Origin of the sequence: Pseudomonas sessilinigenes, from assembly GCF_003850565.1 — a bacterium.
Taxonomy (GTDB): domain Bacteria; phylum Pseudomonadota; class Gammaproteobacteria; order Pseudomonadales; family Pseudomonadaceae; genus Aquipseudomonas; species Aquipseudomonas sessilinigenes.
Map to the genome: position 1 here is coordinate 678,989 of NZ_CP027706.1, position 17,541 is coordinate 696,529.

The following is a 17,541-nucleotide window of genomic DNA, read 5'->3' on the forward strand; positions in this document are numbered from 1 at the left end:
TGCTGGCGCTGGCAGGGGCGGGGAGGGCCTACAGGTCCTGGAGGATATCCGCCATGTCGTCGGCGTGCTCTTCTTCCTGGGCCAGGATCTCCTCGAACAAGCGGCGGGTGGTGGGGTCCTTGTCCCCGATGTACTGGATGATCTCGCGGTAGCTGTCGATGGCGATCCGCTCGGCCACCAGGTCCTCGTAGACCATTTCCTTGAGGGTGTTGCCCGCCACGTACTGGGCGTGGGAGTGGCGGGACAGCAGGTCGGGGTCGAACTCCGGCGCGCCACCGAGCTGGACGATGCGCTCGGCCAGCTTGTCGGCGTGCTCAGCTTCCTGGGTCGCATGTTCGAGGAATTCACTGGCCGCCACGCTGGCCTTGAGGCCGTTGGCCATGAAGTGATGGCGCTTGTAGCGCAAGACGCAGACCAGCTCGGTGGCCAGCGACTCATTGAGCAGGCGCAGTATCTCTTCGCGATCGGCGTTGTAGCCCTCGGTCACGGCGCCGTTTTCCACATGGCTGCGCGCCCGTTTGCGCAAGGTATTCACATCGGACAAATGCATCTCGCTCATCTCGATCTCCTGGGGGCTGATCCGTTTTGCGCCAGGCTCTGGTGGCCTGGTCGCTACCTAGGGTGTGAGTGGCGGGCGCGGTAAAAAGTTTTATCGGATCTGCCGGCGGGCAAGGGGATGGGCTCAACTGCGTGCCAGCGGCGGGTGTCCGGCATGCAGCGCTTGGTGCTGCAACCAGTGGAGGAACGCTCGTACCGGCGGGTGGCGTTCGCGTCCGGGGACGCACAGAGCGCTGTAGCCGGCGCCACCGACCTGGATTTCTGGCCGGTAGGCCTGCAACAGGCCACTGGCGACGCTTTGCGATACCAGGATGTTGCTCGCCAGTACCAGGCCCTGGCCAGCGATGGCGGCCTGCAGGGCGTACTGCTCCTCGTCATAGGAGCGCACCAGCGACTGTTCGTCGAACCAGTTTTCCCCGGCCTGGGCACACCAGGCCTGCCAGCCATCGGCATACAGCGTGGAGTTGCGCCAGTGCACGCTGATCAGGGTCGGCCGCTCGTGCCGGGCCAGGGCGACCTGTTGTGGCGCGCCATAGACCGCGAAGCGTTCGTCGAACAGGCACAGGCCATGAAGGTTCAGGTAGCCGTCCAGGCTGTAGCGGATCGCCACGTCGATGCTGGCGTCCTGCTGCAGGTCCACCACTTCGCACTGGGTATCCAGGCGCAGGTTGATACCGGGGTGCTGGGCGTAGAAATGCCCCAGGCGCGGGACCAGCCACAGGGCGGCAAACGCCGCAGTGGTGGATACCGTCAACTGTGCGTTGTCGGGCTTGGGGCGCAGCGTGTCGACACTTTGCGCCACGTCCAGCAGGGCGCTGTGCAGGCTATGGAACAGGCGCTCGCCGGCCGCCGTCAGGCGTACCTGGCGTGGCAGGCGCTCGAACAGCGGTACGCCCAGCCAGTGTTCTAGGCTGCGGATCTGATGGGACACCGCCGTGGGCGTCACCGACAGGTCATCGGCGGCCTCCTTGAAGCTCGACAAGCGCGCGGCGGACTCGAAGGTACGCAGCGAGGTCAGGGGCAGATGGGCAAACATGGGACGCTCCATGGATGATATGAATTCATCTATATCAACTTAAATTCGTTTGTTGAGACTGTGTGCTGGCCCTAGCTTTAGCGCGAAACAGAGGCGGTATCAAGGCCGCCTAGGTTATTCGCCAGGAGAGAGGTCAGATGAGTAAAGTTCTTGCAATTCATGGCAGTCCGCGGGGGGAGCGTTCCCATAGCCGGCGCTTGGCCGACACCTTCCTGGGGGCCTGGCAGCGCGCCAACCCCCAAGGCCAATTGACCCGTCGTGAAGTCGGGCGCGGGTCGTTGCCCCATGTCAGCGAGGCATTCATTGCGGCGGCGTTTTATCCACAGCCCGAGGCCCGCCCGCTGTCGATGCAGGCCGACCTGGCCTTGAGCGACGAACTGGTGGACGAGTTGCTCGGCCACCAGCGGCTGGTGATCTCGGCTCCGATGCATAACTTCAGCGTTCCCAGCGGCATCAAGGCCTGGGTCGACCACATCGTGCGCCTGGGGCTGACCTTCAACACCCAGCTGGACAACGGCGTGGCCCATTATCAGCCGCTGGTACACGGCAAGAAGGTGCTGGTCATCACCAGCCGTGGCGGTGGTGGCTTTGGGCCGGGAGGCGAGCACGAAGCGATGAACCACGCCGACCGCTGGCTGCGCACGGCCCTGGGCTTCATTGGCATCGAGGATGTCACGGTGATCGCCGCCGAAGGCGAGGAGTCGCTGCCCGAGCGTTTCCAGCAATCCTGCGCCGAGGCCCAGCAGCAGTTGCTGGCCCTGGCCCGGCACTTCTGAGGAGAGACCATGGCCTGGGTATTCCTGTTATTGGCCGCGGCCTTCGAAGTCACCTTCGCCATGGGCATGAAGTACGCCGAGGGTTTTACCCGGCCCTGGCCTTCGGTGGTGACGGTGGTGGCGGCCATCGCCGGCATCTACTTCCTGACCCTGGCCATGCGTGAGCTGCCGGTCAGCGTGGCTTACCCGATCTGGACCGCCATCGGCTCCCTGGGCACGGTGCTGTTGGGGTGCTTGCTGCTGGGAGAGAGCCTGTCGACGGTCAAGCTGGTGTCGGTGGCTTTGATTGTGGCCGGGGTGATCGGGCTCAAGTAGGCCAGTCCTTGTCATATCGCCGTCGCCGGACTGTCACAAGGACTGACGGCGGCCTTGGTTATGGTCTAGTTTTCAGCCTGGCCCATCGCCCTGTACAAGGATGTTCCGCATGTCCCAAGAGCTTGCCACGCGTTATCCCCTGGTCCTGGTGCCCGGCATGCTCGGATTTGTCCGCTTGCTGCTGTACCCCTACTGGTACGGGATCATTCCGGCGTTGCGCGGTGGTGGCGCCCAGGTCTTTGCGGTGCAGGTTTCGCCGCTCAATTCAAGTGAAGTGCGCGGCGAACAATTGTTGTTGCAGATCCAGCAGATCATGGCGCGGACCGGTGCTTCACGGGTCAACCTGATCGGCCATAGCCAGGGGGCGCTCACCGCTCGCTACGCAGCGGCCAGGCAGCCGCAGTGGGTGGCCTCGGTGACTTCGGTGGCCGGCCCCAATCATGGCTCCGAACTGGCGGATTATCTGCAGCGGCACTCGCCTGCCCATAGCCTGCGCGGGCGCATGCTGAGCAGGTTGTTGCGAGGGCTATCGGCGCTGATGACGCTGCTTGAGACCGGCTATCGCGGACCGAAGCTGCCAGCGGACATCCATGCCTCGCACCAGTCGCTGACAAGCGAGGGCGTGGCGCTGTTCAACCGCCAGTATCCCCAGGGCCTGCCGCCGGCCTGGGGCGGCCAGGGGGCCGCGGAAGTGGATGGTGTGCGCTACTACTCCTGGTCCGGCACCCTGCAACCGGGGAGGACCAATCGCGGTTGGAACCTGCTCGACGGCTCCAGCCGCAGTTGTCGCCTGTTCGCTCGGACCTTCGTGCGTGAGGCCGGGCAGTGCGATGGCATGGTCGGGCGCTACAGCTCGCACCTGGGCCTGGTGATCGGCGACGACTACCCGTTGGATCACTTCGACATCGTCAACCAATCCCTGGGGCTGGTGGGCAAAGGTGCCGAACCGATCCGCCTGTTCGTCGAGCACGCCCGGCGCCTCAAGGCTGCCGGGCTCTGAGTGGTTGCGCAGGTGCTTCAGGCCTCGCACGCTCGCCGCCCCAGTACCTGGGTCCAGCGCTCCGACAGCAGCACCCCGCCCAGGGTCAGGACCCCTCCCACCAGGTGGAACCAGGCCAACTGCTCGTGCAGTACCACGGCGGCGATCAATGCGGTGATCAAGGGCAGCAGGTTGAAGAACAGCGTGGTCCGGCTCGGTCCCAGGCGCACCACCGCCTGCATCCAGGCCAGTGGCGCGAGCACCGAGGCCAGCAGGCAGGCATAGAGCACCAGCGGAATGTTCTGCGCAGTCAGGCCTGCCTTCGGCGATGCCAGGAACAGCGGCAGCAGTACCAGCACGGCCACCAGTACCTGCAGGTACAACAGCAGCAGGGGCGGCAGGCGCAACTGCCATTTCTTCAGCAGGGTGCTGTAGACCGCATAGGCCAGGGTAGCGACCAGCATCATCGCGTCCCCCAGGTTGAGCCCGTGTTGCAACAGCGTGGCCAGGCTGCCGGACGACACCACCACCAGCACGCCGGCGAAGGACAGTACCGCTCCCACCAGGGCTCCGGCAGTCAGGCGCTGGCCCAGGGCAGCAATGGCCATGGCCAGGGACATCAGCGGCATCAGCGAAAGGATGATGCCCATGTTGGTGGCCGAGGTCAGGGCTGCGGCGAAGTAGGCCAGGCTCTGATACACCGCCATGCCCAGCACCCCGAGAACGAAAATTCGCCCCAGATTGGGACGGATCACCGACCAGTGGCGGCGCAGCGGCCCGAGCATGAAGGGGGTGAACAGCAGGCCCGCCAGCAGCCAGCGGTAGAAACCGATCTCCGCTGGAAAGATCGCGCCTACGGCGAGTTTGTTGATGACGGTATTGCCGGCCCAGATGAAGACGGCCAGTAATGGATAAGCGTATTGCATGGGAACAGCCAGGAAGTTGGTGAGGGCTGATTATCCTCTTGTCCGGATCAAGGCCTATACTGCGAACCGGACAACCCGCCCCTGCATCCGGACAGCATGAGTAAAAAACACATCGACCTGCTGGATTTCCACGGCCTGCCCGCGCCGGTGTATTTCCGCTATGCCGACTTCGCCGCCCACAGCCACGCCCTGGAGCACCGTCATCCCTGGGGTTGCCTGGAATACTCGGCCCACGGTGTGATGCACATGGAGATCGCCGGCCGGCGCTTCATGTCGCCGCCGCAGTACGCCGTCTGGGTACCGCCGCACACCGCCCACAGTTTCTACACCAGCCAGCCGATCAACTACCGGGCGGTACTGCTGGCGCCGGAGCTGTGCCGCGATCTGCCACAACAGGGCTGTACCCTGAGCATCAGCGAGATTCTCAAGGCGATCCTCAAGGACTTCGCCGCGCGGGATGTACAGATCCCCGAGGGCGAAGCCGACCAGCGCCTGGCCCAGGTGCTGCTGGACCAGTTGCGCCAGGCCCCGGTGCATACCTGCTACCTGCCCTACGCCAGCAGCCCCGACCTGCTGCGGGTGCTCCAGGCGCTGCAGGCCGAGCCCGGCAACGACCAACCCCTGGCCCACTGGGCGCAACAGGCCCATGTCAGCGAGCGAACCCTGGCCCGGCAGTTCGTCCGCGAGTTGGGCATGAGTTTTGGGCAATGGCGCCAGCGCCAGCGCTTCCTCGCCTCGATCCAGGCCCTGGAGAGTACGCGCAGTGTCCAGGAGATTGCCTTCGACATGGGCTACAGCACGGCCTCGGCGTTCATCGCCATGTTCCAGCGCCAGGCCGGTTGCACTCCCGAGCAGTACCGTCGGGCCGGCCTGCAGAACAGGTGAAGGTGTAACAGGCTTTGTCTACACTGCGCTGGAGGCCGTGCCCTTCGGTGCGGTGACAAGGAGAAAACTCCATGAAGATGCTGCGTATTCCTTTGCTGATGGTCGGCCTGCTGCTCTGCTCCCAGGGTTTTGCCGCCACCGCCCAGCAGAACAAGATGACCACCTGCAATGCCGAGGCCACGACCAAGAGCCTCAAGGGCGACGAGCGCAAGGCCTTCATGAGCACCTGCCTCAAGGCTGCCCCGGCCGCTGCCGCGACGCCTTCCACGCCTCAGGAAAGAATGAAGACCTGCAACGCCGACGCCACGGCCAAGACGCTCAAGGGTGATGCGCGCAAGGCGTTCATGAGCGATTGCCTGAAGAAAAAGTAAGCACGGATCGATAGGGGCAGGGTGCCGAGCAATGGCTTCGCCCCTGGCCCCTGTTCGACAGGGCGGTCGTCCGTTGCCTGTCGTTCACGGGCATGAACGCATGCCGACCTGGACAGGTCCGTATACGCACTGCGCGGCCCTCCCGTGAAGGCTGGCAGGACCCTCGTCCATGGCGCTGCCCAGGTACCCACCGCCCCTGGCCAAGCCGACTGAACCTTCGCCTGCCACATCACTCTAGTACCCATGCAGCCCTTGCCCCTGGGGTGCTTGCCACTATTCCTGAGGGGGGAAGGCTGGCAGACTGCCGATCTTTTCCCGCTGTTTGTCTTGAGGCTATATGCCAGCGTTTTCACAGCGTCACCTGTTGTTCATCAGTTGGATCATTATCTTTGGCGGCCTGTTGCTGGCCCTGCCGTTGCGGCTGTTGCCCAGCCTGCTGGCGGGCCTGCTGGTGTTCGAACTGGTGAACATGCTGACCCCGCAACTGCAGCGGCTGATCGAGGGCCGGCGCGCGCGTTGGCTGGCGGTGGCCCTGCTCGGCACCCTGGTGGTCAGCCTGCTGACCCTGCTGTTCGCCGGAGCCATCAGTTTCCTGTTGCATGAGGCGGAGAATCCCGGTGCTTCGCTGGGCAAGTTCATGCTGGTGGTGGACAAGGCCCGGGGCCAACTGCCGCCATTCCTCGACTCCTACCTGCCGGCCAGCGCTGCCGAGTTCCAGGCGGCCATCGGCGCCTGGGCCAGCAAGCACCTGAGCGAGTTGCAACTGGTGGGCAAGGACGCCGCGCACATGTTCGTGACGCTGCTGATCGGCATGGTGCTGGGGGCGATCATCGCCTTGCAGCGCATCCCCGACCTGACCAAGCGCAAGCCCCTGGCGGCGGCCCTGTTCGACCGCCTGCACCTGTTGGTCCAGGCGTTTCGCAACATCGTCTTCGCGCAGATCAAGATTTCCCTGCTCAACACCTTCTTCACCGGGATCTTCCTGGCCCTGGTGCTGCCGATGTTCGGGGTCAAGCTGCCGCTGACCAAGACCCTGATCGTGCTGACCTTCCTGCTGGGGCTGCTGCCGGTGATCGGCAACCTGATCTCCAACACCCTGATCACCATCGTCGGGCTGTCGCTGTCGATCTGGGTGGCGGTGGCGGCCCTGGGCTACCTGATCGTGATCCACAAGTTGGAATACTTCCTCAACGCACGGATCGTCGGTGGGCAGATCAGCGCCAAGTCCTGGGAGCTGCTGCTGGCGATGCTGGTGTTCGAAGCGGCGTTCGGCCTGCCGGGGGTGGTGGCAGGGCCGATCTACTACGCCTACCTGAAAAGCGAATTGAAGCAGGTGGGCCTGGTTTAGGACGGCAGCCACAAGCCGCAAGCTTCAAGTTGCAAGCTAAAGCCGATCCGCTCCTGCTTCTACTTGTGGCTTGCGGCTTGAAGCTTGCCGCTGCTTTTACCCGTAGCGCTTCCTGGCCTCGATCGCCAGGCCGCTGCCGATGCTGCCGAAGATGTTGCCTTCCACATGCCGGGCATTGGGTAGCATGGCCGCCACGCTCTGGCGCAGGGCTGGAATACCGCTGGAACCACCGGTGAAGAACACCGTGTCGACCTGGCCCACGCTGACATTGGCATCGCCGAGCAGCTGGGTGACGCTGGTGCGGATGCGCTCCAGCAGGTTGTCGATGGACGATTCGAACAGGGCCCGGGTCAGGTCGACGCTCAGGTCGCGCTCGATGCGGTCCAGGGGCACCAGGCGGTTGTCGGCGTGGGTCAGCTGGATCTTGGTTTCTTCCACTTCCATGGCCAGCCAGTGGCCGGCGCGCTGCTCGATCAGCTTGAACAGCCGGTCGATGCCGCCAGTGTCCTCGATGTCATAGCGCATGCTGCCCAAGGCCAGCTGCGACTTTTGCGAATACACCGAGTTGATGGTGTGCCAGGTCGCCAGGTTCATGTGGTGGCTGGTGGGCATGTAGGCGCCGCTTTTCATGCGGCTGCCATAACCGAACAACGGCATCACCCCGGCCAGGGACAGTTGCTTGTCGAAGTCGGTACCGCCCACATGCACGCCGCCGGTGGCGAGGATGTCGTCGTGGCGGTTGTCGACGCCACGGCGCTCGGGGGACAGGCGCACCAGGGAGAAGTCCGAGGTACCACCGCCGATGTCGACGATCAGCACCAGCTCCTCGCGCTCGATGCTGGACTCGTAGTCGAAGGCCGCGGCGATGGGTTCGTACTGGAAGGACACGTCCTTGAAGCCGATCTTGCGTGCCACTTCCACCAGGGTGTCTTCGGCTTCCTGGTCGGCGGCGGCATCGTCATCGACGAAGAACACCGGGCGGCCCAGCACCACTTCGGTGAATTCCCGACCGGCGGTGGCTTCGGCGCGGCTCTTGAGCTGGCCGATGAACAGTCCCAGGAGATCCTTGAACGGCATGGCCGTGCCCAGCACGCTGGTGTCGTGCTTAATCAGCTTGGAGCCCAGCAGGCTTTTCAGCGAGCGCATCAGGCGGCCTTCGTAGCCTTCCAGGTACTCGTGCAGCGCCAGGCGGCCATAGACCGGACGACGTTCCTCGATGTTGAAGAACACCACCGACGGCAGGGTGATCTTGTCGTCCTCCAGGGCGATCAGCGTCTCCTGCCCGGGGCGCAGCCAGCCGACGGTGGAGTTGGAGGTGCCGAAGTCGATGCCGCAGCCGCGGGCCGGGGAGGCGTTGTTCATGTCTTTCCAGTTCCGGTCAAAAAAACGGCCGCGCAGCGTACGCCAGTCGCCCGCCGTTGCAAAGGCCGGATATCTGCTAATTCGCCCCCGGGGCTGCCTTGAAAGACTATCCTTGACCCCCAAACTTGCTGGCATGAGCCTGGTAGCCACAAGGAGTCGCAAGATCCGCCGGCGGCTGCCGATAAACTTCTGATGCGCCGTTCAGTCAGAGAATCGAGACGGGTCGATTCTCATGCTGCCAGACCGGGCCAGCTGTGCTGCACGCCGCGCGACTTCGATAACGGATGGTGATTCCCTCGATGGACTTCAAAGACTATTACAAGATTCTCGGCGTGGAGCCGACAGCGGACGACAAGGCGATCAAGGCCGCCTATCGCAAGCTGGCGCGCAAATACCACCCCGACGTCAGTAAGGAAAAGGATGCCGAGGCCAAGTTCAAGGACGCCTCGGAAGCCTACGAAGCGCTCAAGAGCGCCGACAAGCGCGCCGAGTACGACGACCTGCGCAAGTATGGCCAGCATGGCCAGCCGTTCCAGGGGCCGCCGGGCTGGCAGAGCCGTGGTGGTTTCGGCGGCGGTGGCGGTGGGGATTTCTCGGACTTCTTCAGTTCGATCTTTGGTAACCGGGGGCCAGGATTCGGCGGCCCGGAACAGCGTCGCAGCAGCGGCCGTCGCGGACAGGATGTGGAAATGGAACTGCCGATCTTTCTCGAAGAAACCCTCTCGACCGAGTCCAAGAAGATCAGTTTCCAGGTGCCACAGTACAACGCGTCCGGCCAACATGTGAGCAATACCAGCAAGAGCCTGAACGTGAAGATTCCGGCCGGGGTCACCGATGGCGAGCGTATCCGCCTCAAGGGCCAGGGGGCTCCAGGGGTTGGTGGCGGTGCCAATGGTGACTTGTACCTGACCATTCGTTTCGCGCCCCATCCGAAATTCGATGTCGAGGGCGAGAACCTGATCATTACCCTGCCGCTGGCACCCTGGGAGCTGGCGCTGGGCACTGAGGTCGCGGTGCCGACCCTGACCGGCAAGATCAATCTCAAGGTGCCTGCCGGCAGCCAGAACGGCCAGCGCATGCGCGCCAAGGGCCATGGCCTGCTGAACAAGGCCGGCCAGCGCGGCTACCTGTTCGTGCAGCTCAAGGCGGTGATGCCCAAGCACACCAGCGACGAGGCCAAGGCCTTGTGGCAGGAGTTGGCGAAGAAGGCGGCGTTCGACCCACGGGAACATTTCTGATTCGACACTAGGAGGCGCTGACCATGAGCACCCTGATCGTTCAGCTGGACATGGAAGAATTCTGTGAAGTGGCCGACCTGTCGGCGGCCTACGTGATCGAAATCGTCGAACACGGCATCCTCGAACCTCAGGGGCGGGCGCCCAGGGAGTGGCGATTCAACGATCAGGAATTGTCATTGGCCAAGCGCGCGGCGAAGTTGCACCGCGAGCTGGACCTGGAGTGGGAAGGCGTGGCCCTGGCGCTGGACCTGCTCGACGAAGTGCAGCAACTGCGCTCCGAAAACCAGATGCTCAGGCAACGCCTGGGCCGCCTGCTGGTGGATTGACCGGCCCCGGCCGTATCTGCCGAATGTTGTCGCCGCTGCTGAGCGCCAGCGAAGCGGCGACCCAGGACGCAGTCCTCGTCGATTCGGCGCAAGTGCGGGCGTTGCGTACAGTTCCGATCCTCGTAAATCCTCCTTATGCGGGCGCTGCGCCCGACAGCGGCTAGAACAGGAAGTAGCGCTGGGCCATGGGCAGTACATCCGCCGGTTCGCACCACAGCAGCACGCCATCGGCCTTGACCTGGTAGGTCTGTGGATCGACCTCGATGTTCGGCAGGTAGTCGTTGTGGATCAGGTCGCCCTTGCGCACGCTGCGACAGCCCTTGGCCACCGCGATGCGCTTCTTCAACCCCAACTGCTCCGGCACCCCGGCGTCCAGCGCCGCCTGGCTGATGAAGGTCAGGCTGGTGGCATGGCGGCTGCCGGCGAAGCTGGCGAACATCGGCCGGTAGTGCACCGGCTGGGGAGTCGGGATCGAGGCGTTGGCATCGCCCATCAGGCTGGCGGCGATGGCTCCGCCCTTGAGGATCAGGCTCGGCTTGACCCCGAAGAACGCCGGGCGCCAGAGCACCAGGTCCGCCCACTTGCCCACTTCGATGGAACCCACCTCATGGCTGATGCCGTGGGTGATGGCCGGGTTGATGGTGTACTTGGCGATGTAGCGCTTGACCCGGAAGTTGCTGTTGCCCGGTCCGTCCCCCGGCAATGGCCCGCGTTGGCGCAGCATCTTGTCGGCGGTCTGCCAGGTGCGGGTCAGCACTTCGCCGACCCGGCCCATGGCCTGGCTGTCGGAGCTGATCATCGAGAACGCCCCCAGGTCGTGGAGGATGTCTTCGGCGGCGATGGTCTCTCGGCGGATACGGCTTTCGGCAAAGGCCACGTCCTCGGCGATGCTCGGGTCCAGGTGATGGCAGACCATGAGCATGTCCAGGTGTTCGTCGATGGTGTTGCGAGTGAAGGGCCGGGTCGGGTTGGTGGAGCTGGGCAGCACGTTGGAAAAGCCGCAGGCCTTGATGATGTCCGGCGCATGACCGCCACCGGCACCTTCGGTGTGGTAGGTATGGATGGTGCGACCCTTGAACGCACCGAGGGTGGTCTCGACGAAGCCCGACTCGTTCAGGGTGTCGGTGTGGATCGCCACTTGCACATCGTATTCGTCGGCCACGCTCAGGCAGTTGTCGATGCTGGCCGGGGTGCTGCCCCAGTCTTCGTGCAGCTTGAGGCCGATGGCCCCGGCTCGTACCTGTTCCACCAGCGGTCCCGGCAGGCTGGCGTTGCCCTTGCCGGTGAAGCCGATGTTCATGGGGAAGGCGTCGGCAGCCTGGAGCATGCGCGCCATGTGCCAGGGGCCTGGGGTGCAGGTGGTGGCGTTGGTCCCGGTGGCGGGCCCGGTGCCGCCGCCGATCATGGTGGTGACGCCGCTCATCAGCGCTTCTTCGATCTGTTGCGGGCAGATGAAGTGGATATGGGTATCGATGCCGCCAGCGGTGAGCAGCATGCCTTCGCCGGCGATCACCTCGGTGCTGGCGCCAATGGCGATGGTCACGTCGGGCTGGATATCCGGGTTGCCGGCCTTGCCGATGGCCGCGATACGCCCATCCTTCAAGCCGACGTCGGCCTTGACGATGCCCCAGTGGTCGATGATCAGGGCGTTGGTGATCAGGGTGTCCACCACCTCGGCCGCCAGCAACTGGCCCTGGCCCATGCCGTCGCGGATCACCTTGCCGCCGCCGAACTTCACTTCTTCACCGTAGGTGGTGAAGTCCTTCTCTACCTCGATCCACAGCTCGGTATCGGCCAGTCGGACCTTGTCGCCCACCGTGGGGCCGAACATGTCGGCATAAGCCTCGCGGGAAATGCGCATTCCTCGTTCCTCGGAACAGAGCTGCAAGCCATAAGCTGCAAGCTACAAGTAAAAGAAAGCCGCCCAGAGCCACCGCACTGCTCTTTCTTGCAGCTTGTGGCTCGCAGCTTGAGGCTGATCTTTAAAGATCGCCCATGATTCGTCCCGCGAACCCGTAAATTCGCCGCAACCCAGCCAGATCGACAAGCTCGACTTCCCGGGTCTGCCCCGGTTCGAAGCGCACCGCGGTGCCGGCCGCGATGTTCAGGCGCATGCCGCGGCTGGCGGCACGGTCGAAGACCAGGGCGTCGTTGGTTTCGAAAAAGTGATAGTGGGAACCGACCTGGATCGGCCGGTCGCCGCTGTTGGCCACGCTCAGGGTCAGGGTACGGCGTCCGGCATTGAGTTCGATGTCGCCGGGCTGGATCTGGTACTGGCCGGGGATCATTGGGGTTGCTCCAGGGTCTTGAAGTAGATGGCGGTGGGGCTGTAGCGGCCGTCCGGGCCCTGGCAGTAGTTGGGCAATTCACCGACCCGGGTGTAGCCCAGGGCCCGGTAGAACTCTTCGGCGGGCGAGCCCGCCTCGGTATCCAGGTACAGTAGGCCACGCTTGAGATGGTGCGCGGCCTGCTCCAGGACGTTCATCAATTGCTGGCCCAGGCCCCGGCGCCGGGCACTGTGCAGCACCTGGAGCTTTTGCACCTCGGCGCGGTTACGCCCGTTGGCCTTCATGCACAGCGCCAGTTGCACGCTGGCCAGGACCTTTTCCTCATCGACCACCACCCACAGCAACAGGCTGCCGTCCTCGACGCCGGCCTGCACGCTGGCGATATAGGCCTGGGCCTGGCTGTCGTCCAGGTCGGCCATGAAGCCAATGGAGGCGCCGTGGTGCACCGAATCGAACAATAGGTCGATCAAGCCCTGGCGGTAGTGGGCAAAGCTCTCTACATGGACCCGTCGCAGTTGGGCGGCGTTCATCGAAGTGTCACTCCTTGTGCGGAGCCGGTGGTTGCGCCCCGGGGTTGAGCATCAGTTGCATGAAGGTCAAGTCCAGCCAGCGCCCGAACTTGGTGCCCACCTGGGGCATCTGCCCGGTGGTGACGAACCCCAGGCGTTGATGCAGGCGGATCGAGGCGCCGTTGCCGCTTTCGATGGCGGCCACCATCACGTGTTTGTGGCAGGCGCGGGCTCGTTCGAGCAGCACTTCCATCAATTGTGGACCCAGGCCATTGCCGCGCTGGTCGCTGCGTACATAGACCGAGTGTTCGACGGTGCGGGCAAAGCCATCGAAGGGGCGCCAGTCGCCAAAGGAAGCGTAGCCGAGCACTTGCCCCTCGGGGTCGACGACCACCAGGATCGGATAGCCCTGGGCCTGGCGGGCGCTGAACCAGGCCTGGCGGTTGCCCAGGTCCACCGGGTTGTCGTTCCAGATCGCCGTGGTATTGAGCACGGCGTCGTTGTAGATGTCACGGATCGCCGGCAGGTCGGCGTGTACTGCGTCGCGGATCTGATAAGTCATGCGCCAGCCTCAGGCGATGGGTTGGTGGACGGTGACCAGCTTGGTGCCGTCGGCAAAGGTGGCCTCCACCTGGATGTCCGGGATCATTTCCGGGATGCCTTCCATCACCTGCTCGCGGCTGAGCAGGGTCGTGCCGTAGTGCATCAGTTCGGCCACGCTCTGGCCGTCACGGGCGCCTTCGAGCAGGGCGGCGGAAATGTAGGCCATGGCCTCCGGATAGTTGAGCTTGAGGCCACGGGCCAGGCGCCGCTCGGCCACCAGGCCGGCGGTGAAGATCAACAGCTTGTCTTTTTCGCGTGGGGTCAGGTCCATCGTGGGTAGTCCGTGGTTGGGCAGTTTGAAAAAAGCAGACGGGTCATGTGGTCCAGATCCTCGGCGGCACCGCTGCGCGCCCCAGCAGGGCGGGGCGTAGCAAGTGCCATAGGTCGATCAGCCAGGCCCTGGCCTGCAGGGCCTCGCTGGCCAGGCAGCGGGCCAGCACCAGGCCGGGCAATTGGGTCAGGTCGCCGCGCACCGGGTGTTCCAGGGCGCGACAGCGCTCCAGCAGTTCACTGTCGATTTCACCGGTGGCCAGCAACGTGGCGAATACCGGCTGGCCATCCAGGCCAATGGGCGATTCCAGCAAGCCATCGTCCCCCAGGATGTGTTGGCGTTCGTGCCACAGCGGCCGGCCATCGCGGTGGATGTCCAGATGGGCGCGCAAATGCCCCTGGGCGAAGCGCTCGCCGCTGGCCGGGCGTCCGAGGGCGACGACGTCCCAGTAGAACAACCGGGCATCACCGTGCAGTTCGATACGGGTGGTCAGTTCGGCCTGGGCCGCGCTGAACACAATGGTTTCCTGGGGCAGCCATTCCAGGGTCGCGCCTTTTGCCACTGCAAGTTCCAGGACCTGGCTGGCAGGGCTGTTGGCACGGTACCACTTGGCCGCCCCGGGGCTGGTCAACTGGGCCCAGGCGCCGCTATCCACCCGGACGCGGATGGCCAGGCGGTCGCCGCCGGCAATGCCGCCCGGGGGGTGGACGATGATGTGCTGGCAAACCTGCGGGCCTTCGGCATACAGGTGCTTCTGCACCCGCAGCGGGCCCTGGTGGCGGCGCAGCACCGGGCGCGTGGCGTTGCCCGAGCAGGCATAGGCCAGCTCCAGCTCGGCGTGCCAGCTGGGGGTGAACAGGGCGTTGGCGGCAGGTGAGTTCATGGGCAATCGATATTGTTAGGAGGCTACAGATTAGATCGTAACCAGGCCGCGTACACCGTCGGCCTGCATATTTTCACCCCGGCCTTGCTGGATGATTTCCCCGCGGGACATCACCAGGTAGTGGTCCGCCAGTTCGGCGGCAAAATCATAGAACTGCTCCACCAGCAGGATCGCCATGTCTCCCCGGGCCGCCAGTTGGCGGATCACCGCGCCGATCTCCTTGATCACCGACGGCTGGATGCCTTCGGTGGGTTCATCGAGGATCAGCAGGCGCGGGCGGCTGGCCAGCGCTCGGCCGATGGCCAGTTGTTGCTGCTGGCCGCCGGAAAGATCGCCGCCCCGGCGTTGCTTCATCTGCTGCAGCACCGGGAACAGTTCGTAGATAAAGGCCGGCACCTCCCGGGCTTCGTGCGCCGCGAAGCGTGAAAGCCCCATCAGCAGGTTCTCCTCGACACTCAGGCGGGCGAAAATCTCCCGGCCCTGGGGTACGTAGGCGATACCGGCATGGACCCGCTGGTGCGGCTTGTCGCCGGTGATCGCCCGGCCTTCCCAGATAACCGCACCGTCCCTGGCCGGCAGCAGGCCCATCAGGCATTTGAGCAAGGTGGTCTTGCCCACCCCGTTGCGGCCGAGCAGGCAAGTGACTTCGCCGACCCTGGCCTCGAACGAAAGGCCCCGCAGGATATGGCTACCGCCGTAGTACTGGTGAAGCTTGTCGACTTGCAGCATGGAAGCCCTCCGGGCAGTAGCAAAACGGCAGATGCAAGCGGTTAGCTGCAAGCTGCAAGTAAGAGCGGGACGGTGTACGTTTTGGCTTTGGCTTTGGCTTTGGCTTTGGCTTTGGCTTTGGCTTTGGCTTTGGCTTTGGCTTTGGCTTTGGCTTCTTGCTTGAAGCTTGAAGCTTGCTTGTGCGCCTATCTCCCGAGATAGACCTCGATCACCCGCTCGTTTTCCTGCACCTGTGCCAGGGAGCCTTCGGCCAGCACGCTGCCTTGGTGTAGCACGGTGACGTGGTCGGCGATCGCGCCGACGAAGCCCATGTCGTGCTCCACCACCATCAGCGAGTGCTGGCCGGCCAGGCCCTTGAACAGCTCGGCGGTGAACTCGGTCTCGGCGTCGGTCATGCCTGCCACCGGTTCGTCGAGCAACAGCAGTTGCGGCTCCTGCACCAGCAACATGCCGATCTCCAGGAACTGCTTCTGGCCGTGGGACAGCAACCCGGCCGGGCGTCGGGCCGAGCTGGCCAGGCGAATGGTGTCCAGCACCTGGGCGATGCGATCTTGCTGTTCGCTGCCCAGGCGCGCGCCGAGGCAGGCCCATACCGACTTGTCGGTGCGGTAGGCCAGTTCCAGGTTTTCGAACACGCTCAGGGCCTCGAACACCGTGGGCTTCTGGAATTTGCGGCCGATCCCGGCCTGGGCGATCTGCACCTCGCTCAAGCGGGTCAGGTCCAGGGTCTCGCCGAACCAGGCCTTGCCCCGGGTGGGGCGGGTCTTGCCGGTGATCACGTCCATCAGGGTGGTCTTGCCGGCGCCATTGGGGCCGATGATGCAGCGCAGTTCGCCGACGCCGATGTACAGGTTCAGGTCGTTGAGGGCCTTGAAGCCATCGAAGCTGACGCTGATGTCCTCCAGGGTCAGGATGGTGCCATGGCGGGTATCCAGGTCCTTGCCCGTGGCCTGGCCGAGACCGATGGCATCGCGGCTGCTGCCGGCATCCTTGTTGCTGTCGAGAATGGGTTCGAGCATGCAGTCCACCGTTGCTGTGATTCTCATGATTCGCTGCTTTTCTTCAGCAGGCCGATCACACCTTTGGGCAGGTACAGGGTCACCACGATGAACAGCACGCCCAGGAAGAACAGCCAGTATTCCGGGAAGGCCACGGTGAACCAGCTCTTCATGCCATTGACCAGGCCAGCGCCGAGCAGCGGGCCGATCAGCGTGCCGCGTCCGCCCAGGGCGACCCAGACGGCGGCCTCGATGGAGTTGGTCGGGGACATCTCGCTGGGGTTGATGATGCCCACCTGGGGTACGTACAGGGCCCCGGCCAGGCCGCACAGCACCGCACTCAGGACCCAGACGAAAAGCTTGAACCCGCGAGGATCGTAGCCGCAGAACATCAGGCGGTTCTCGGCATCGCGCAGCGCCGTCAGCACCCGGCCGAACTTGCTTCGCGACAGGCGCCAGCCCAGGTACAGGCTGCCCACCAGCAACGCCAGCGTGGCCAGGAACAGCGCCGCCCGGGTGCCGGGCTCGGTGATGCCGAAGCCCAGGATGCTGCGGAAATTGGTGAAGCCGTTGTTGCCGCCCAAACCGGTCTCGTTGCGAAAGAACAGCAGCATCGCGGCGAAGGTCAGGGCCTGGGTCATGATCGAGAAATACACGCCCTTGATTCGCGAGCGGAAGGCGAAGAAACCGAACACCAGGGCCAAGAGCCCCGGTGCCAGCACCACCAGGCACAGGGCCCAGAGGAAGTGCTCGGTGCCGGTCCAGTACCAGGGCAACTCGCTCCACGATAAGAAGGTCATGAACGCTGGCAGGCCGTCGCCCGCGGCCTGGCGCATCAGGTACATGCCCATGGCGTAGCCACCCAGGGCGAAGAACAGGCCATGCCCCAGGGACAGTAGCCCGGCATAACCCCAGACCAGGTCCAGGGCCAGGGCGACCACGGTGTAGCAGAGGATCTTGCCCACCAGGGTCAGGGTATAGGCCGACACATGCAGTGGATTGTCCGCCGGCAACAGCGCCAGCAGTGGCAGGGCCAGCAGCACCAGGAGCAGCAGGACGCCGACACCGATGCTGACCCTGGGCCCGGCTTTCTGGCTGGCGGTAATGAGCAGTGGCTGGTTCATCGCGGCGTGCTCGCGA

The 17,541-nt window shown here is 64.3% G+C and carries 21 protein-coding genes; 8 read left to right on the forward strand and 13 right to left on the reverse strand.

The window, feature by feature from the left end; all coding sequences use genetic code 11:
- Window positions 1-28 precede the first annotated feature (28 nt).
- Both C4K39_RS03015 and C4K39_RS03020 read right to left on the reverse strand, forming a co-directional pair.
- The gene (locus C4K39_RS03015) at window positions 29-559 is read right to left on the reverse strand and encodes a ferritin-like domain-containing protein (protein WP_068577030.1); all 531 of its coding nucleotides are present in this window, start codon (window positions 557-559) and stop codon (window positions 29-31) included.
- Between the two features lie 123 nt (window positions 560-682).
- Window positions 683-1,594, reverse strand: coding sequence for a LysR substrate-binding domain-containing protein (locus tag C4K39_RS03020; RefSeq protein WP_068577032.1), 912 nt, complete (start codon window positions 1,592-1,594; stop codon window positions 683-685).
- Between the two features lie 137 nt (window positions 1,595-1,731).
- On the opposite strand from C4K39_RS03020, the gene C4K39_RS03025 reads away from it, so the two are divergent.
- The 3 genes from C4K39_RS03025 to C4K39_RS03035 all read left to right on the forward strand — a co-directional run bounded on the left by C4K39_RS03025 (window position 1,732) and on the right by C4K39_RS03035 (window position 3,685).
- Window positions 1,732-2,370 (forward strand): FMN-dependent NADH-azoreductase, encoded by a 639-nt coding sequence (locus C4K39_RS03025; RefSeq protein WP_124345630.1) that lies wholly within the window; start codon window positions 1,732-1,734, stop codon window positions 2,368-2,370.
- Window positions 2,371-2,379: 9 nt separating this feature from the next.
- A complete protein-coding gene (locus C4K39_RS03030) occupies window positions 2,380-2,685 on the forward strand; it encodes a DMT family transporter (RefSeq protein WP_124345631.1) in 306 nt (101 codons plus the stop codon).
- A 109-nt stretch (window positions 2,686-2,794) separates the two neighbouring features.
- Window positions 2,795-3,685, forward strand: coding sequence for an esterase/lipase family protein (locus C4K39_RS03035; protein ID WP_068577037.1), 891 nt, complete (start codon window positions 2,795-2,797; stop codon window positions 3,683-3,685).
- 17 nt (window positions 3,686-3,702) lie between these two features.
- On the opposite strand, the gene C4K39_RS03040 is transcribed toward C4K39_RS03035, so the two are convergent.
- Complete coding sequence (locus C4K39_RS03040; protein WP_068577039.1) at window positions 3,703-4,590, reverse strand: DMT family transporter; 888 nt, start codon at window positions 4,588-4,590, stop codon at window positions 3,703-3,705.
- A 96-nt stretch (window positions 4,591-4,686) separates the two neighbouring features.
- Here C4K39_RS03040 and C4K39_RS03045 point away from each other — a divergent pair, with 96 nt between their 5' ends.
- The 3 genes from C4K39_RS03045 to C4K39_RS03055 all read left to right on the forward strand — a co-directional run bounded on the left by C4K39_RS03045 (window position 4,687) and on the right by C4K39_RS03055 (window position 7,194).
- The gene (locus tag C4K39_RS03045; RefSeq protein ID WP_068577042.1) at window positions 4,687-5,475 is read left to right on the forward strand and encodes an AraC family transcriptional regulator; all 789 of its coding nucleotides are present in this window, start codon (window positions 4,687-4,689) and stop codon (window positions 5,473-5,475) included.
- Window positions 5,476-5,546: 71 nt separating this feature from the next.
- A complete protein-coding gene (locus C4K39_RS03050) occupies window positions 5,547-5,846 on the forward strand; it encodes a PsiF family protein (protein ID WP_068577044.1) in 300 nt (99 codons plus the stop codon).
- A gap of 337 nt (window positions 5,847-6,183) precedes the next feature.
- The gene (locus C4K39_RS03055) at window positions 6,184-7,194 is read left to right on the forward strand and encodes an AI-2E family transporter (protein ID WP_068577047.1); all 1,011 of its coding nucleotides are present in this window, start codon (window positions 6,184-6,186) and stop codon (window positions 7,192-7,194) included.
- Between the two features lie 96 nt (window positions 7,195-7,290).
- Here the strand turns inward: C4K39_RS03055 and C4K39_RS03060 are convergent, their stop codons facing one another.
- Complete coding sequence (locus tag C4K39_RS03060; protein WP_124345632.1) at window positions 7,291-8,556, reverse strand: Hsp70 family protein; 1,266 nt, start codon at window positions 8,554-8,556, stop codon at window positions 7,291-7,293.
- Between the two features lie 299 nt (window positions 8,557-8,855).
- Between C4K39_RS03060 and C4K39_RS03065 the strand changes: the two genes are divergently transcribed.
- Together C4K39_RS03065 and C4K39_RS03070 are read left to right on the forward strand one after the other, a co-directional pair.
- On the forward strand, window positions 8,856-9,794 hold the full coding sequence (locus C4K39_RS03065; protein ID WP_068577051.1) for a DnaJ C-terminal domain-containing protein: 939 nt from the start codon (window positions 8,856-8,858) through the stop codon (window positions 9,792-9,794).
- 23 nt (window positions 9,795-9,817) lie between these two features.
- Window positions 9,818-10,120: a chaperone modulator CbpM gene (locus C4K39_RS03070; RefSeq protein WP_068577054.1), complete on the forward strand. Its 303-nt coding sequence runs from the start codon at window positions 9,818-9,820 to the stop codon at window positions 10,118-10,120.
- A 160-nt stretch (window positions 10,121-10,280) separates the two neighbouring features.
- On the opposite strand, the gene ureC is transcribed toward C4K39_RS03070, so the two are convergent.
- The 9 genes from ureC to urtC all read right to left on the reverse strand — a co-directional run bounded on the left by ureC (window position 10,281) and on the right by urtC (window position 17,525).
- Window positions 10,281-11,981 carry an urease subunit alpha gene (ureC, locus tag C4K39_RS03075; protein WP_068577057.1) on the reverse strand — a complete coding sequence of 567 codons (1,701 nt, stop codon included), beginning with the start codon at window positions 11,979-11,981 and terminating at the stop codon, window positions 10,281-10,283.
- A 121-nt stretch (window positions 11,982-12,102) separates the two neighbouring features.
- Window positions 12,103-12,408 carry an urease subunit beta gene (locus tag C4K39_RS03080; RefSeq protein WP_068577059.1) on the reverse strand — a complete coding sequence of 102 codons (306 nt, stop codon included), beginning with the start codon at window positions 12,406-12,408 and terminating at the stop codon, window positions 12,103-12,105.
- A complete protein-coding gene (locus C4K39_RS03085) occupies window positions 12,405-12,938 on the reverse strand; it encodes a GNAT family N-acetyltransferase (RefSeq protein WP_068577062.1) in 534 nt (177 codons plus the stop codon). Before C4K39_RS03085 ends, C4K39_RS03080 begins: the two co-directional genes overlap by 4 nt.
- A 7-nt stretch (window positions 12,939-12,945) precedes the next feature.
- Complete coding sequence (locus C4K39_RS03090; RefSeq protein ID WP_068577064.1) at window positions 12,946-13,479, reverse strand: GNAT family N-acetyltransferase; 534 nt, start codon at window positions 13,477-13,479, stop codon at window positions 12,946-12,948.
- A 9-nt stretch (window positions 13,480-13,488) separates the two neighbouring features.
- Window positions 13,489-13,791 carry an urease subunit gamma gene (locus C4K39_RS03095; RefSeq protein ID WP_068577065.1) on the reverse strand — a complete coding sequence of 101 codons (303 nt, stop codon included), beginning with the start codon at window positions 13,789-13,791 and terminating at the stop codon, window positions 13,489-13,491.
- Window positions 13,792-13,834: 43 nt separating this feature from the next.
- Entirely contained in the window at window positions 13,835-14,674 is an 840-nt protein-coding gene (locus C4K39_RS03100; protein ID WP_124345633.1) for an urease accessory protein UreD, read from the reverse strand.
- Window positions 14,675-14,704: 30 nt separating this feature from the next.
- Window positions 14,705-15,403: an urea ABC transporter ATP-binding subunit UrtE gene (gene urtE, locus C4K39_RS03105; RefSeq protein ID WP_124345634.1), complete on the reverse strand. Its 699-nt coding sequence runs from the start codon at window positions 15,401-15,403 to the stop codon at window positions 14,705-14,707.
- A 185-nt stretch (window positions 15,404-15,588) separates the two neighbouring features.
- Window positions 15,589-16,449, reverse strand: coding sequence for an urea ABC transporter ATP-binding protein UrtD (urtD, locus tag C4K39_RS03110; RefSeq protein ID WP_124345635.1), 861 nt, complete (start codon window positions 16,447-16,449; stop codon window positions 15,589-15,591).
- Complete coding sequence (gene urtC, locus C4K39_RS03115) at window positions 16,446-17,525, reverse strand: urea ABC transporter permease subunit UrtC (protein WP_124345636.1); 1,080 nt, start codon at window positions 17,523-17,525, stop codon at window positions 16,446-16,448. The genes urtD and urtC overlap by 4 nt, the downstream gene beginning before the upstream one ends.
- Window positions 17,526-17,541: the final 16 nt, after the last annotated feature.

Bases quoted from the DNA above. Each gene is read 5' to 3' on its own strand.
- C4K39_RS03015 (WP_068577030.1), bottom strand. From the start codon at position 559: ATGAGCGAGATGCATTTGTCCGATGTGAATACCTTGCGCAAACGGGCG.
- C4K39_RS03020 (WP_068577032.1), bottom strand. From the start codon at position 1,594: ATGTTTGCCCATCTGCCCCTGACCTCGCTGCGTACCTTCGAGTCCGCC.
- C4K39_RS03025 (WP_124345630.1), top strand. From the start codon at position 1,732: ATGAGTAAAGTTCTTGCAATTCATGGCAGTCCGCGGGGGGAGCGTTCC.
- C4K39_RS03030 (WP_124345631.1), top strand. From the start codon at position 2,380: ATGGCCTGGGTATTCCTGTTATTGGCCGCGGCCTTCGAAGTCACCTTC.
- C4K39_RS03035 (WP_068577037.1), top strand. From the start codon at position 2,795: ATGTCCCAAGAGCTTGCCACGCGTTATCCCCTGGTCCTGGTGCCCGGC.
- C4K39_RS03040 (WP_068577039.1), bottom strand. From the start codon at position 4,590: ATGCAATACGCTTATCCATTACTGGCCGTCTTCATCTGGGCCGGCAAT.
- C4K39_RS03045 (WP_068577042.1), top strand. From the start codon at position 4,687: ATGAGTAAAAAACACATCGACCTGCTGGATTTCCACGGCCTGCCCGCG.
- C4K39_RS03050 (WP_068577044.1), top strand. From the start codon at position 5,547: ATGAAGATGCTGCGTATTCCTTTGCTGATGGTCGGCCTGCTGCTCTGC.
- C4K39_RS03055 (WP_068577047.1), top strand. From the start codon at position 6,184: ATGCCAGCGTTTTCACAGCGTCACCTGTTGTTCATCAGTTGGATCATT.
- C4K39_RS03060 (WP_124345632.1), bottom strand. From the start codon at position 8,556: ATGAACAACGCCTCCCCGGCCCGCGGCTGCGGCATCGACTTCGGCACC.
- C4K39_RS03065 (WP_068577051.1), top strand. From the start codon at position 8,856: ATGGACTTCAAAGACTATTACAAGATTCTCGGCGTGGAGCCGACAGCG.
- C4K39_RS03070 (WP_068577054.1), top strand. From the start codon at position 9,818: ATGAGCACCCTGATCGTTCAGCTGGACATGGAAGAATTCTGTGAAGTG.
- ureC (WP_068577057.1), bottom strand. From the start codon at position 11,981: ATGCGCATTTCCCGCGAGGCTTATGCCGACATGTTCGGCCCCACGGTG.
- C4K39_RS03080 (WP_068577059.1), bottom strand. From the start codon at position 12,408: ATGATCCCCGGCCAGTACCAGATCCAGCCCGGCGACATCGAACTCAAT.
- C4K39_RS03085 (WP_068577062.1), bottom strand. From the start codon at position 12,938: ATGAACGCCGCCCAACTGCGACGGGTCCATGTAGAGAGCTTTGCCCAC.
- C4K39_RS03090 (WP_068577064.1), bottom strand. From the start codon at position 13,479: ATGACTTATCAGATCCGCGACGCAGTACACGCCGACCTGCCGGCGATC.
- C4K39_RS03095 (WP_068577065.1), bottom strand. From the start codon at position 13,791: ATGGACCTGACCCCACGCGAAAAAGACAAGCTGTTGATCTTCACCGCC.
- C4K39_RS03100 (WP_124345633.1), bottom strand. From the start codon at position 14,674: ATGAACTCACCTGCCGCCAACGCCCTGTTCACCCCCAGCTGGCACGCC.
- urtE (WP_124345634.1), bottom strand. From the start codon at position 15,403: ATGCTGCAAGTCGACAAGCTTCACCAGTACTACGGCGGTAGCCATATC.
- urtD (WP_124345635.1), bottom strand. From the start codon at position 16,449: ATGAGAATCACAGCAACGGTGGACTGCATGCTCGAACCCATTCTCGAC.
- urtC (WP_124345636.1), bottom strand. From the start codon at position 17,525: ATGAACCAGCCACTGCTCATTACCGCCAGCCAGAAAGCCGGGCCCAGG.